The sequence below is a fragment of the Pectobacterium aroidearum genome (assembly GCF_015689195.1).
GTDB lineage: Bacteria > Pseudomonadota > Gammaproteobacteria > Enterobacterales > Enterobacteriaceae > Pectobacterium > Pectobacterium aroidearum.
In genome coordinates, this window is sequence record NZ_CP065044.1 from 1,159,015 (window position 1) to 1,172,102 (window position 13,088).

Annotated in this window: 10 protein-coding genes and 1 pseudogene; 1 reads left to right on the forward strand and 10 read right to left on the reverse strand. The window is 53.8% G+C overall.

Annotated features, from left to right (window positions below; translation table 11 throughout):
- Window positions 1-190: 190 nt before the first annotated feature.
- The 7 genes from I2D83_RS05185 to I2D83_RS05215 all read right to left on the reverse strand — a co-directional run bounded on the left by I2D83_RS05185 (window position 191) and on the right by I2D83_RS05215 (window position 7,783).
- Window positions 191-1,375, reverse strand: coding sequence for a NupC/NupG family nucleoside CNT transporter (locus I2D83_RS05185; protein WP_015841479.1), 1,185 nt, complete (start codon window positions 1,373-1,375; stop codon window positions 191-193).
- Between the two features lie 210 nt (window positions 1,376-1,585).
- Complete coding sequence (gene emrB / locus I2D83_RS05190; protein ID WP_219607262.1) at window positions 1,586-3,082, reverse strand: multidrug efflux MFS transporter permease subunit EmrB; 1,497 nt, start codon at window positions 3,080-3,082, stop codon at window positions 1,586-1,588.
- A 56-nt stretch (window positions 3,083-3,138) separates the two neighbouring features.
- The gene (gene emrA / locus I2D83_RS05195; RefSeq protein WP_181846078.1) at window positions 3,139-4,314 is read right to left on the reverse strand and encodes a multidrug efflux MFS transporter periplasmic adaptor subunit EmrA; all 1,176 of its coding nucleotides are present in this window, start codon (window positions 4,312-4,314) and stop codon (window positions 3,139-3,141) included.
- A gap of 295 nt (window positions 4,315-4,609) precedes the next feature.
- A complete protein-coding gene (gene mprA, locus I2D83_RS05200) occupies window positions 4,610-5,125 on the reverse strand; it encodes a transcriptional repressor MprA (RefSeq protein WP_015841476.1) in 516 nt (171 codons plus the stop codon).
- Between the two features lie 188 nt (window positions 5,126-5,313).
- Window positions 5,314-5,643 carry an L-valine transporter subunit YgaH gene (gene ygaH / locus I2D83_RS05205; RefSeq protein WP_010305358.1) on the reverse strand — a complete coding sequence of 110 codons (330 nt, stop codon included), beginning with the start codon at window positions 5,641-5,643 and terminating at the stop codon, window positions 5,314-5,316.
- A complete protein-coding gene (locus I2D83_RS05210) occupies window positions 5,640-6,380 on the reverse strand; it encodes an AzlC family ABC transporter permease (protein WP_205947664.1) in 741 nt (246 codons plus the stop codon). Before I2D83_RS05210 ends, ygaH begins: the two co-directional genes overlap by 4 nt.
- Before the next feature lie 182 nt (window positions 6,381-6,562).
- Window positions 6,563-7,783, reverse strand: coding sequence for an MFS transporter (locus I2D83_RS05215; protein ID WP_015841473.1), 1,221 nt, complete (start codon window positions 7,781-7,783; stop codon window positions 6,563-6,565).
- 158 nt (window positions 7,784-7,941) lie between these two features.
- Here I2D83_RS05215 and I2D83_RS05220 point away from each other — a divergent pair.
- Window positions 7,942-9,101 (forward strand): annotated as a pseudogene (locus I2D83_RS05220) (lactonase family protein).
- Window positions 9,102-9,160: 59 nt separating this feature from the next.
- Here I2D83_RS05220 and proX read toward each other — a convergent pair.
- From proX to proV, 3 genes are all read right to left on the reverse strand, one after another.
- A complete protein-coding gene (gene proX, locus I2D83_RS05225) occupies window positions 9,161-10,165 on the reverse strand; it encodes a glycine betaine/L-proline ABC transporter substrate-binding protein ProX (protein ID WP_205948143.1) in 1,005 nt (334 codons plus the stop codon).
- 314 nt (window positions 10,166-10,479) lie between these two features.
- The gene (gene proW, locus I2D83_RS05230; protein WP_205947665.1) at window positions 10,480-11,748 is read right to left on the reverse strand and encodes a glycine betaine/L-proline ABC transporter permease ProW; all 1,269 of its coding nucleotides are present in this window, start codon (window positions 11,746-11,748) and stop codon (window positions 10,480-10,482) included.
- Window positions 11,741-12,943, reverse strand: a complete 1,203-nt coding sequence (proV, locus tag I2D83_RS05235) for a glycine betaine/L-proline ABC transporter ATP-binding protein ProV (RefSeq protein ID WP_015841467.1) — start codon at window positions 12,941-12,943, stop codon at window positions 11,741-11,743. The genes proW and proV overlap by 8 nt, the downstream gene beginning before the upstream one ends.
- Window positions 12,944-13,088: the final 145 nt, after the last annotated feature.

Consider the following 13,088-nt stretch of genomic DNA (forward strand, 5'->3'; position numbering starts at 1 on the left):
CATGGACAAAAACGTCAGGAACGTTTTTGAACGTCGCTTGCGACGGCCCTAAAAGTGTGAATCTCAGGGATGAGATTCATATCTGCGCAATCCGAGCGTACAGGGATGTATTTACAGCGTCTTTACGATCTACCCATTATCATCGCTCGACTTAATTTGTCATCAGCCTAATGATTTTCATCACACACGTTTACAGCACCAGTCCCGCCACTGCTGCAGACAGCAAACTCACCAGCGTAGAGCCATAAACCAGCTTCAGGCCGAAGCGCGATACCACGTTGCCCTGTGCTTCATTCAGTCCTTTGATGGCGCCCGCGATAATGCCAATTGACGCGAAGTTGGCGAAGGAGATCAGGAACACGGACAAAATGCCCAGCCCGCGTGGTGACATCTCTGCCGCAATCTTCTTCAGTTCAATCATGGCAACGAATTCATTCGCCACCAGCTTGGTAGCCATGATGCTGCCCGCGTTCAGGATATCGGAAGAGGGGATGCCGATCAGCCAGGCCAGCGGTGAAAAGACATAGCCCATGATCGCCTGGAAGCTAACGCCGAAGACGGTGCTGAACAGCGCATTCACGGCGGCAATCAAGGCCACGAAACCGATCAGCATCGCCATAATAATCATCGCCACTTTAAAACCGGCAAGAATGTATTCTCCCAGCATTTCAAAGAAGCTTTGGTCTTCGTGCAGCTTTTCCAGCTTCAGTTCTGGTTCGTCGTCAGGCTGGTAAGGGTTGATGATCGACAGAACGATAAAGGTGCTGAACATATTCAGAATCAGCGCTGCAACGACGTATTTGGCGTCCAGCATGGTCATGTAGGCGCTGATGATCGACATAGAAACGGTCGACATTGCCGTCGCGGCCATCGTGTACATCCGTCGTGGCGACATGTCGGCGATGATGCCTTTATAGACGATAAAATTCTCCGACTGCCCCAGCATCAGCGTACTGACGGCGTTAAACGACTCCAGTTTTCCCATCCCGTTGACCTTGGACAACAACGTACCAATACCTTTGATAATCAAAGGCAAAATTCGCCAGTGCTGCAAAATGCCGATCAGCGCGGAAATAAAGACGATAGGGCAGAGCACATTGAGGAAGATAAAAGAAAGCCCTTGTGCGTTCATGCCGCCAAACACGAAGTCGGTTCCTTGATTGGCGAAAGATAATAGCTTTTCAAACAAGCCGGCAAATGAGCTAATCGCGTTAAGCCCAATGCTGGAATGTAAAAGGAAATAGGCCAGCAAAACCTCAATGACCAGCAACTGAACAATAAAGCGCAGTCGAATACGCTTTCTGTCGTGGCTGACGAGTAACGCCAGCAAAAAAATTGCCGCCGTTGCCAAAATGAAATGTAAAACCTGTGACATAGCAGAACCACCATTCCCCGAATAAAAAGAGGCGCATTGTAATCGGAATGTGAAAATATGTTTATCCCGAATCTGTAAATCGTTATTCGCTACAGCGCTATCAGGAATGGGGGTTTGAGGCGTTTGATTAATCAGGGAAGGGGGGAACTGGAAAAGAAGTTTCCCCTTCCGCCTGCTGCTGGCGGAAGGGGAAAGACAGTTTGCGACGCGCTAGTGCGCGCCACCGCCTCCACCGCCGGTAGTAAAGGGCGGTTTAGCGAACCAGACCAGCACCAGCAGTATCAGAAATACGGCTGCGGCGGCCCAGAAAATCTCGTTGGCGGAGATAATCAGCCCCTGTGCAGTAATCTGTTCTGCGATGTAGGCCGAGGCCTGTGTTTGGTTCATTCCCATCGCCTGAAGTTGTTGGTATGTTTCCTGCGCGATCGGGTTATACGGCGTGATCGATTCCGTTAGGTGTGCATGGTGCAGCGATTCGCGCTGTGTCCAGAGCGTGGTGGTTATCGACGTCCCGATTGATCCCGCCAGCGTTCGGGTAAAGTTCGACAGGCTCGATGCAGCAGCCAACCGTTCCGGCGGAAGCCCGGAGAGCGTGATGGTTGTCAGTGGCATGAAGAAGCAGGCCACGGCAAACCCCTGAACGAACTGCGGCCAGGCCGATGCGCCGAAATCCATGCCCGGCTCGAAAGTGTACGCACGCCAGTAAAAACAGACGGCATACATAATGAAGCTGAACGTCACCAGCTTGCGCATGTCCAGACGCGGCGCGAATCGACCGATAATCGGTGACAGCACGACTGGCATCAGCCCAACGGGGGCGGACGCCAGACCAGCCCAGGTGGCGGTATAGCCATACACCTCCTGCAACAGCTGCGGCAAGAGCACGATCGCCCCGAAGTAGAACATATAGGCGAGGCTGATACACAGGCAGCCAATAGTGAAGTTGCGCGACTTAAACAGCGACAAATCCACCACTGGGTGATCGTCCGTGAGTTCCCAGACAATCAGGAACGTTATCGCGACCACGGCCACCACGGTCAGGGTGATAATTTCCGTCGAGTTAAACCAATCCAGCTCTTTTCCCCGATCGAGCATCATCTGCAGGCTACCGATACCGACGATCAACAGCGCCAGCCCGATAGTATCGATGGGCTTGATCTCGGTTTTGGTTTCTCGCCCACGCAGCGTTTGCATAGCAATAAACACCACGGCGATGCCCAACGGGACGTTGATGAAGAATATCCAGCCCCAGTGATAGTTGTCGCTAATCCAGCCGCCCAGAATCGGGCCACAGATCGGTGCGACGACCACGGTCATTGACCACAGTGCCAGGGCGATGCTGCGCTTCGCGGGAGGATAGTTACTGAGCAACAGACTCTGTGACAGCGGGATCAACGGCCCGGCGACAATCCCCTGCAACACACGGGCGAAAATCAGCATTTCCAGGCTGGTGGACACACCACACAGCCAGGACGTCAGGGCGAAGAGCGCCGTTGACCACAGAAACAGGCGGACTTCACCAAACCGTTTGGCTAGCCAGCCTGTGATAGGGATAGAGATGGCGTTAGCAACCCCAAACGAGGTAATGACCCACGTTCCCTGCGAGTTAGACGCACCCAGATTACCGGCGATGGTCGGAATAGCGACGTTGGCGATGGTGGAATCCAGCACCTGCATAAACGTTGCCAGCGACAGAGCAACGGTCATCCAGGCCAGACTGGCACCTTTAAGCGGTTCTCTCTGCACGTTTCTCTCCTGCCCGATTAACCGGCGTTCGCCTGAATAATGGCGCTGATTTCCTGGTTAACAGGGGTGAGATCCAGCGTCAATGCATCACTTTGGTAGGCTGGCGTGGTGCGTGAGGTTTCTGCTAGCGCACTGCCTTCGGCATTGGCGGTATCGACATTAACCAATGCGGACAGGCCGATACGCAGCGGATGCTCGGCAACCTGCTGTGGATCGAGCTCAATACGGACGGGCAGGCGTTGAACAACCTTAATCCAGTTGCCAGTCGCGTTCTGGGCGGGCAGCAGAGAGAACGCGCTACCGGTTCCCATATCGAGGCCGACCACTTTTCCCTGATACACCACATCATCACCGTAGATATCTGCGACGACGGTAGCCGGTTGGCCGATACGCATATTGGCTAACTGCGTCTCTTTGAAGTTAGCATCGACCCACAGATGATTCGCGGGAACGACGGCCATCAGCGCTGACGTCGAAGAGATACGCGCGCCAATCTGCACGCTGCGGCGTGAGACATAACCGTCGATCGGGCTGACGATTTTGGTACGCTGTAACGCCAGCCAGGCGTCACGCATTTCTACAGAAGCTTGTTGTATGGCTGGCTGTTTCTCAAGCGGGGTATCCAGAATCATCGCCTGATTCGCCTGATATTGTTGTCTGGCGACTTCCAGCGCGGCTTTGGCGGTCGCGACGGCATCGCGAGCATGCTGCACTTCTTCACGCCCGATGGCATTGGCACTGCCCAGCGCTTCCCGGCGGCTCAAGTCGCTTTGCGCCTTGTTCAACTCGGTTTGGCGCAGTTCAATATTGGCTTGATACTGCTTACTGTTAATAATCAGCTGATGCGTTTGGCGTACGCTGTTGGCCAGCCCGGTTTTCGCGCGTTCAAGCGCCTGCTGAGCATCGGTAGGATCCAGTTCTACCAGAACCTGTCCCTGCTTAACAAAATCGGTATTGTCGACGTTAACATGGGTGACGCTACCGCTGACCTGCGCCATGATCTGAATCTGATTACCTGCGACGTAGGCATCGTCAGTGCTTTGGTGGTGTCTGAGTACCAGGAACCAGTAAACCAGCCAGGCACAACCCAGCACGACGAAAATAAACGTCAACAGCGATAACACACGCTTACGCTGCTGTTTCTTGTTTCTTTTGGGCGTCTGCGGCACCTGATTTTCCACACTTTCACTCATGCTGTTCTCTCTCTTTTTATTCTCTTTGTATCGACTATCGCACCAGACTGTGCAGCCTGGCGATAGTCGCAATGAATTCATCTTGCTGTGTCGCTCGGGGAACCTTCAGTGCGCCTAGCCCGTAGCGTGAGATTGTCGTTTTGCTAAGCCGCGCGTTGCGACAGCAGAAAGGTCATGCCTATTTTTCGCAGCAAAACCCACCTGCCCGATACATGTGCATCGGGTCATTCCGGGTGAAAAAGGTGCCGACTATGATTCTTTGTTGTTGTTTTTCTGTTGTTATTGACTATCGACGTTATAGGTTGTCGAAGTTGTCCATCTCATCCAGCCGAACCAGAAGTTTTCTCATCAGGGTTTCGAGCTGCTTTTGCTCGTCGGATTCAAGTGATGAACAAAGCACATGCAGGCTGCTGTGCTGTGGTGGAATCAGTTGACCGAGAAACGCTTTACCTTCTTCCGTTAGGTGCAGGTGCAGGCAGCGTCTATCGCTGTTGCTTTCACGTCGCTCTATCCAGCCTCTTTTCTCCAGATCGTCAGCGATGCGCGTCGCATTCGTACGTGAAGATCCCAGTGCGGCGCTGAGTTCGGAAGGCTGAATACTGTAAGATTCCTGAGATTCTAGTGTCAGCAATGCCATGAAAAGGGTTTCGTTAATCCCCTGGTCTTTCAGCATTCTGTTTCTATTTTCCAAAATCTTGCCCTGAACGTGCATGAATAGACGTAGTAGCAAAACTTCCTGACGTGGAAATCCGGGTTTACGTGAAGCACGTAGATCGAGCATTTGTTCTATAGGAGTGAATGAACTGTCCATTTTTTATATAAACCTCATTAATCACGGTATGCATAGTAACTAATGTTACTAAATGGGTAAACGGCATTCAGGTGGGAAATTGTGCTTATTTCTGTGACAGAAAGTAAGCGGAGAATCACATGATGTGGGAATAATTCGCCGCTTACTTTATTTAAATCAAAATCTTATTTGATAGTCGGGGTGCAGATTCAAAGCAGTTTAAAAGCAATTCCGTAGCACAACGCTCCCAGTAACGTCGACAAGACGATACTGCGGGTTTTGTAAAAACAGGCCGTTAAGGTAATAAAGCCTACCAGTGTGGGCAGCAGTTTTTCGTGATGCGCGAGAATATCCGGTACGCTGGAAACGATTAGCAGCGCACAGATAGAGGCAATGCCGATGCTATCCAACAACAGCGCTTTTTTACCGCGCTGCAGCGAGCCGGAAGCGCGTGAGGCGCTCAGCCGTAGAGGCAGATAGCGGAAGAGATAGTTCACCAGCCCCACAATCAGCCCGATAAGAATAACTTCCGTACTCATGTGTTCACCTGTGGCGTGACGGGGTTAACCAGCGACGCCAGACAGCCGCTGAGAATGCCGAGCAGTATTGCGGCTGGAATGGAGGAAAGCAGCAACCCCAGCAGTGCGCCGCCTAGCGCGCAGGCCACGACCAGACTCTGTTTGCGCTTGAAAGAGGCAAGTAAAAAGCTCAGGAAAAGCGCGGGCAGCATGAAAGACAGCGCGGCTTCGACAGCCGGATAATCATCCAGTGGGCCGTTGCCGAATACGGCACCGATCAGCGTGCCGAGCACCCATGAGAGCCAGGCGAGCAGTGACACGCCCATCATCCAGTTTTCTGACCAGCGTCGGTTATCTTTCGCCAGCCGGGTAGCGGCGGCGGCAAAGACTTCGTCCGTCAGGCCGAATGCCCAGAGCGCGGTTTTCCGGGTCGGCAGCCGTTGTGCAATGCGATGCCGTAACGCGGGTCCATACAGTACATGGCGGACATCCATCGCCATGACGGTCAAGGCCGCCACCCAGATGGACATGCCTGCGCTGAGCAGGGCGGTGATGACGAACTGGCTGGCACCAGCGTAAATGATGCAGGAGAGAAAAATGCCTTCCAGCGGCGTAAATCCTAACTTGACCGCGTTCATGCCAAACGCGAATGCCACGGGCATATAGCCGATAACTATCGGTAGACTGTCAAAGACGCCCTCGCTAAAAGATGCGGATTTTGTCGGTACCGATGATGCAGGTGTGGTTAATGTCTTCACTGGCTTGATATTTTTGTACTTAAAGGAAATTAATCGATAACACTAGCAAAGCGTTACCGGAATTTCACGCTATTGCGAAACGAACGTGATGATTTTTGATGCAATGGTATCGGGCGTAACCTTCCCGGAGGAAACGATCTGGAATGAGAGGGTTTCGACCGGGAGAGTGTCAATGAGAAGGGCTACAGTGCCGCCATGGCTTCCTGCGTCTCATGATGATGGCTGCGCCACCACACCAGCAGGTTCAACAGGCTGATAATGCCGCCTGCGGCACAGACGCCCAGCCAGCCCCATTGCTGGTAAGCCGAGGCAGAGAGAAGTGAGCCCAGCGCGCCGCCGATGAAGTAGCTGGTCATGTAGCCTGCTGTCAGGCGGTTACGTGCTTCGGGCATCATCCGGTAGATTACGCTTTGGTTGGTCACGTGCACGCCCTGAACGGCCAGATCCAGCACGATGATGCCAATGAGCAGCGCCGCCACGGAATGAATACCGAGCGCGATAAAGCCCCACGAGAGCAAAAGCAGGACAATCCCCACGCTGGTGGTCGGCTTGGCTTTACCCTGATCGACCAGACGCCCGGCGCGCGAGGCCGCTAGTGCGCCCGCTGCGCCAACCAGCCCGAACAGGCCGATAACGCCTTCGGAGTAGCCGTAGGGCGGTGAAGCCAGCAGGAATGCCATCGACGTCCACAGAATGCTGAAATTGGCAAAGGACAGACAGCCCAGAATGGCGCGCGTGCGCAGCAGCGGGCTGGCAGAGAACAGACGGAAGATTGAGATCAGCAACTGCGGGTAGTTCAGCGTGTTTTGCTGTGGAATACGCGGCAATGCCCGCCACAGAATCAGCGCCATGATGACCATCAAGGTGCTGGCAACCCAGTACACGGTGCGCCAGTCGCCGAGTGAAGCCAGCGCGCCTGCGACGGTACGCGCCAGCAGAATCCCCAGCAGCAGACCACTCATAATCGTACCGACCACTTTACCGCGCGTTTCCGGCGTCGCCAGCGTCGCGGCAAGAGGCACCAGCAACTGGGCGACGACGGAGAACAGGCCAGTTAACGCCGTGCCGGTAATCATTATCCAAAGTGTGGGCGCAGAAGCGGTGAGCAACATCCCGCCTGCGGCGAGCAACGTCATGCCGACGATCAGCGTTCGGCGTTCAAACATGTCCCCCAGCGGAACCAAAAACAGCAGGCCGACGGCGTAACCCAACTGTGCGGCGGTGACAATGAACCCCGCCTGATTGACGGAAAGCTCAAAGACTCTGGCAATGGTCTCCAGCAGCGGCTGAGCATAATAGTTACTGGCGACGGCGAGGCCGGTCGCGACAGACATAATCAGGGTCAAAGATAGACTGAGCCCCGGTTGCGGCTGGGGTGATACAGCGTGTTGCGGAAGAGACATAGTGTAAACGTTAATATGATGTTAAAAGCAGAGGCTATAGTATCCGGCAGAGCCTAATGAGATACCAGAATATCTTTACGCTTCTTAAGTTTGTTTTGTTTTTAATGAGATTGATTTAGCTTATCGCCAAAGTTATACGACTATCGACAGGGGACAGTATGTTTAAACATTATCAGGTGTTTAAGAAAAAAAGCGTTGCGGTATTAATGGGATGTGCGCTCTTGCCAGCCGCCGCGCTGTGGTCGATGGGGCGCAGGCGGTCACGGCTGTCTATGTCTCTGCTGCCACTGACGGCGCCATCGATGCCTACACACTCAATACACAAAACGGCGAATTGACCGCTATCGGGAAAGTGGCCGCAGGGGCGAAAGTGATGCCGATGGCCGTTAGCCCGGATAAATCCTTCCTTTATGTGGCCACGCGCGGCATTCCTTACTCGGCGGTGAGTTATAAAATCGATCCTAAAAGCGGTGCGCTAAGCCCGTTAGGCAAAGCGGAACTGCCTGACAGCATGGCGTACCTCTCGACGGATTTCACGGGGAAATGGCTGTTCAGCGCTTCGTATGGCGGCAATAAAGTCGCGGTTAATGGCATTGATAAAGACGGCAAGGTGAACGCGAGCGCGGTCACGGTGGTGCCAACGGGGGAAAAGGCACATAGCATTATTGCCGACCACAAAAATAAATTCGTCTTTGCCAGCAATCTGGGCAGCGATCAAATCGTACAGTTCCGGTTTGATGCGAAGACGGGCACGTTGACGCCGAATGAACCGGCGGAAATTAAACTGCCTGAAGGTAACGGGCCGCGCCATCTGGTGTTATCGCCAGATAATAAAACGCTCTATGTGAGTAATGAGTTGTCCGGCAAAGTTGCGCGTCTGGCGCTGGATGAAAATACGGGGCAGCTTACGTTACTGGATTATACCGACACTATTCCGGCCGATGCAGGAATGCGAGCGGGAACGATGACGCCGGATAAAAATAGCACCGACAGTCGGCCGCAGATATGGAGCGCCGATTTACGTCTGACGCCAAATGGAAAATTCCTGTACGTATCGGAACGCACCAAAAGCACGATTACGCTGCTGCGGGTAGAACCGAAAACCGGCCAGCTGAAATACATTACGCGCTACCCGACGGAAACGCAGCCGCGCGGTATGCAGATCGATCCGAGCGGGACATTCCTGATCGTCAGCGGTGAAAAATCGACGTCGCTGTCGGTGTACCGCATCAATCAGGGCAACGGAGATTTAGTGCGAGTCGGGCAATACCCGACTGGAAAAGGCGCTAACTGGGTCGAAATCGTTAACCTGCCGTAATTATCTCCCATCAATGAAAAACGCCCCTTTTCGCGAAAGGGGCGCTCGTCTACCGGTGATTATTTCGCGGCGTCAGCGGCGGTTTTCACCCAGCCGTCAAACAACTGCTGGTGGGCTTTGATCCAGCCATCAACATGACGTTCGATATCTTTCTGTGACCCCTGGCCTTCGTGCATACGCAGGTTCTGCGCATTTACGTCAGCAATCGGCAGCTTCATGATAGCGAACAGTTTCGCCGCAGCCGGGTTTTTCTCGGCCCACGCTTTATTCGCGGCAATCTTCATCGTGTTGACAGGGAAGCCATAGTCAGCGCCGTTAGGCAGTTTGGTGCTGACATCCTTCATTTCTCCCGGTTGAGAAGAGAAAGGCACCTGCAACCAGACTACGTCACGTCCCGGCACCAGCACATCACTGACCCAGTACGGCGTCCAGGTGTAGTACAGAATCGGTTTACCTTCTTTATAACGGGTGATGGTGTCGGCGATCATCGCCGCATAGTTGCCCTGGTTATGCTCGACCGTGTTGGTTAAGCCATAGGCAGGCAGGTGATGATTAATCGCCGCTTCACATCCCCAGCCCGGCGTACAGCCCGTCAGATCGGCTTTGCCGTCGCCGTTGGTATCAAACAGCTTGGCGATTTTCGGATCTTTTAGCTGCGCAATATTGGTAATTTTGTATTTATCAGCCGTTTTCTTATCGATCAAATAACCTTGTGCGGCACCGGAGACATATTCACCCTGACGGTAGAATTTCGCGTCCCCGCCAGCGGCTTTGTACTGATCGGCGTGCAGCGGATCCCAGTTCACGGCGATAAACGTCGCATCGCCGGAGGCAATTGAGGTGTAGGCCACGTTGTAGTCCACTTCACGCGGAGGCTGCACGTCATAGCCCAGCTTTTCCAACGCGCGGCTGACCAGCAGCGTCTGGAACGTTTCTTCGGAGATAGTGCTTTGCACCGGAATAACGGTGATACCTTTACCAGGTTGCGCGGTGTCAGCGGCGTAAACTTGTGTACTCAACAGTGTGGTCGTCAGGGCGGCAGCCCAAAGTGTGGTGTTACGCATCATGATTCCCTCTGTTTTTATACCCGTCATACTTCAAGTTGCATGTGCGTTGGCTACGATACTCGGCACACTGGCGTGTGCCTCGCCCCGCAGGGGCCGCTGCAAGCAGCGTTCAAATCTGCCTTGGGCAGATTTGTCAGTCACCCGAATCACTTACCTATGTAAGCTCATCGGGACTCCTTCCCTTGCCGCCTACCTGAAACTCGAATTATTTAGGGTATATTTTTGCGTTGCTAATAAAATGAATAGTGCTGATAAAACGAATAGTGAATGTCGCCGCTTGTCTGACATCGGCCAGACAAGCGGGACGAGCGTTACTGCTTGATGAAAGGACGGGTCAGCAGGCCAATCGGGCCACTGGCGTACCAGCTCTTGTTGCCTTTGCTGCGGCGATCGCGTCCCAGAGATTGAGTCAGGCGGTCAAGAATAATAGCCAGAATAACAATCCCGACGCCGCCGACGGCAGCCAGACCCATATCCAGACGACCAATACCGCGCAGCACCATCTGACCCAGACCGCCCACGGCGATCATCGAGGCGATAACCACCATCGACAGTGCCAGCATCAGCGTCTGGTTAACACCGGCCATGATGGTCGGCATGGCCAGCGGGAGCTGAACCTTAAACAACATCTGGCGCGGACTGGCGCCGAATGATTCTGCGGCTTCAATCAAATCGGCCGGCACCTGACGAATACCCAGAATCGTTAAGCGAATAATCGGCGGCAGGGCAAAGATGATGGTCACCACGACGCCCGGCACGTTACCGATACCGAACAGCATGACGATAGGCACCAGATAGACAAACGCAGGCGTGGTCTGCATGGCATCCAATAGCGGCCGGATGAACTTCGCCGCTCGTTCGCTACGCGCCAGCCAGATCCCCATGGGAAGCCCGATGAGTATGCAGAAGAACAGCGCCGTCAGAACCAACGCCAGCGTGATCATCGCCTGTGACCAGGCACCAATCGCACCGATGGCGATCAGTGACAGCAGGGTGGCGACACCCATACCGAGGCTGGACATCTGCCAGGCAAGCAGTGAAAACACCAGAATGGCAATTGGCGCCGGCATCCCCAGAAGAAACTGCTGGAAGCCGCTCAGAATAAAATCGACTGGGACACGAACGCCCTGAAAAACCGGTCTGAAGTGCAGCACAACCCAGTCGATACCGTGAGTAACCCAGCTGTCCAGTGGGATCAGCGTGTCTTTAAACGGATCGAGCAAGTTGAAATGTTCAGGTGTCGCGGGAGCCGCACTGTTTAACCAGTCACTGCCGGATTGCGCCGCCTGATGGGCTGTATCGGCGGAACCATCGGGAGCTGGCGCGCTGCTCCAGGCATCACTGCCGTTAGTGGGCGCATCCTGCGCGGGCGCGCCGGTGGACCAGGGATCGCTCTGCGGTGCGCTGTCTGGCGTCGCGCTGTGTTGGGTTGGAGCTGAATCGGCAGGCGCGTTCTGTGTGCTGGTTGCCCACGGATCGTTCTGCTGCGCGCCATTAACCTGTTCAGGCGCTGCGCTCTGGTCAGCCGGGTGAGATTGTGCCGTGGTGTTGTCCCATGGGCTTGATGTTGATTTACTCATTGGTCACTCCTTCCTTATCCAGTGCCTGTAGCAACATCCCTTTGGAAATGATGCCAATGTACTCATGGTTTTCGCCGACGACAGGAACGGCACAGGGAGCCTGTGCGACCTGAGAAATCAGCTCGTTGAGTGACATATCTGCGGGCACGGGAACAGGTTCGGGCAGTAACGCCTGTTCCAGCGGCTGCTGTTCTTTCAGCGCCTGCTTCAGTGAATCAATCGACACGACGCCAATGAAGCGTTTTCCGCCTTCCAGTACGTAGCCGTAATCACGGTCTTCGTCCTGAAGGATTTTCAGCGCGGAGCGCGGGCCTACACCGGGTGTTTTACGGATTAGGGTGACCGGACGACGACGGGCGATATCTTTGGCGCTAAACACGTGGCTGATATCGACACCGCGGAAAAAGGTGCGCACATAGTCATTGGCCGGGTTGTTCAGGATTTCATCGGGCGTACCGACCTGAATCACTTCGCCGCCGTGCATGATGGCAATCCGGTCACCGATGCGCATCGCTTCATCCAGATCGTGCGAGATAAAGACGATAGTGCGTTGATGACGGGACTGGAGTTTGATCAGCTCATCCTGCATTTCAGTACGGATCAGTGGATCGAGTGCGGAGAACGCCTCATCCATCAGCAGGATATCAGGGTCGTTCGCCAGGGCGCGAGCCAGACCGACACGCTGTCGCATCCCGCCGGATAACTCATCCGGATAAGACGCGGCGTAGGCTTCAAGGCCGACCTGCTGCAACGCATCCAGCGCTTTTTGCTCACGTTCCGCTTTCGGCACGCCAGCGAGTTCCATACCAAACGCGGTATTGCTGAGAATGTTCAGGTGTGGCATCAGCGCAAAGGACTGGAACACCATGCTGATCTTTTTGCGGCGCACGTCGCGCAGCGCGGTATCGGATATCTGGGAAATATCCTCACCGTCGATCAGCACCTGACCCCGAGTGGGTTCTATCAGACGATTGAGAAGGCGTACCATGGTGGATTTGCCGGAGCCGGATAATCCCATGATGACAAATATCTCGCCTTCTTCAATGGCCAGACTGGCATCTTTTACCCCAACAGTAAGCCCTGTTTTTTCAAATACCTGATCTTTGCTCAGGCCTTTATCAATCAGTTTAAATGCTCTGTCTGGGTGCTCGCCAAATATCTTATAAAGATTCTTTACTTCAAGTTTAATTGCCATGAAATTATTGTTTTCCTGTGTCGTTTATAATTCTATAACGTAGCCCTGATAATGATTAAACATAATCTACCCTACCATACTCAGATTCTGAGACAACCCTTTATTGCCTCAGTGAGGTGTCTCGTTAGGCCAATATCAGCGATAT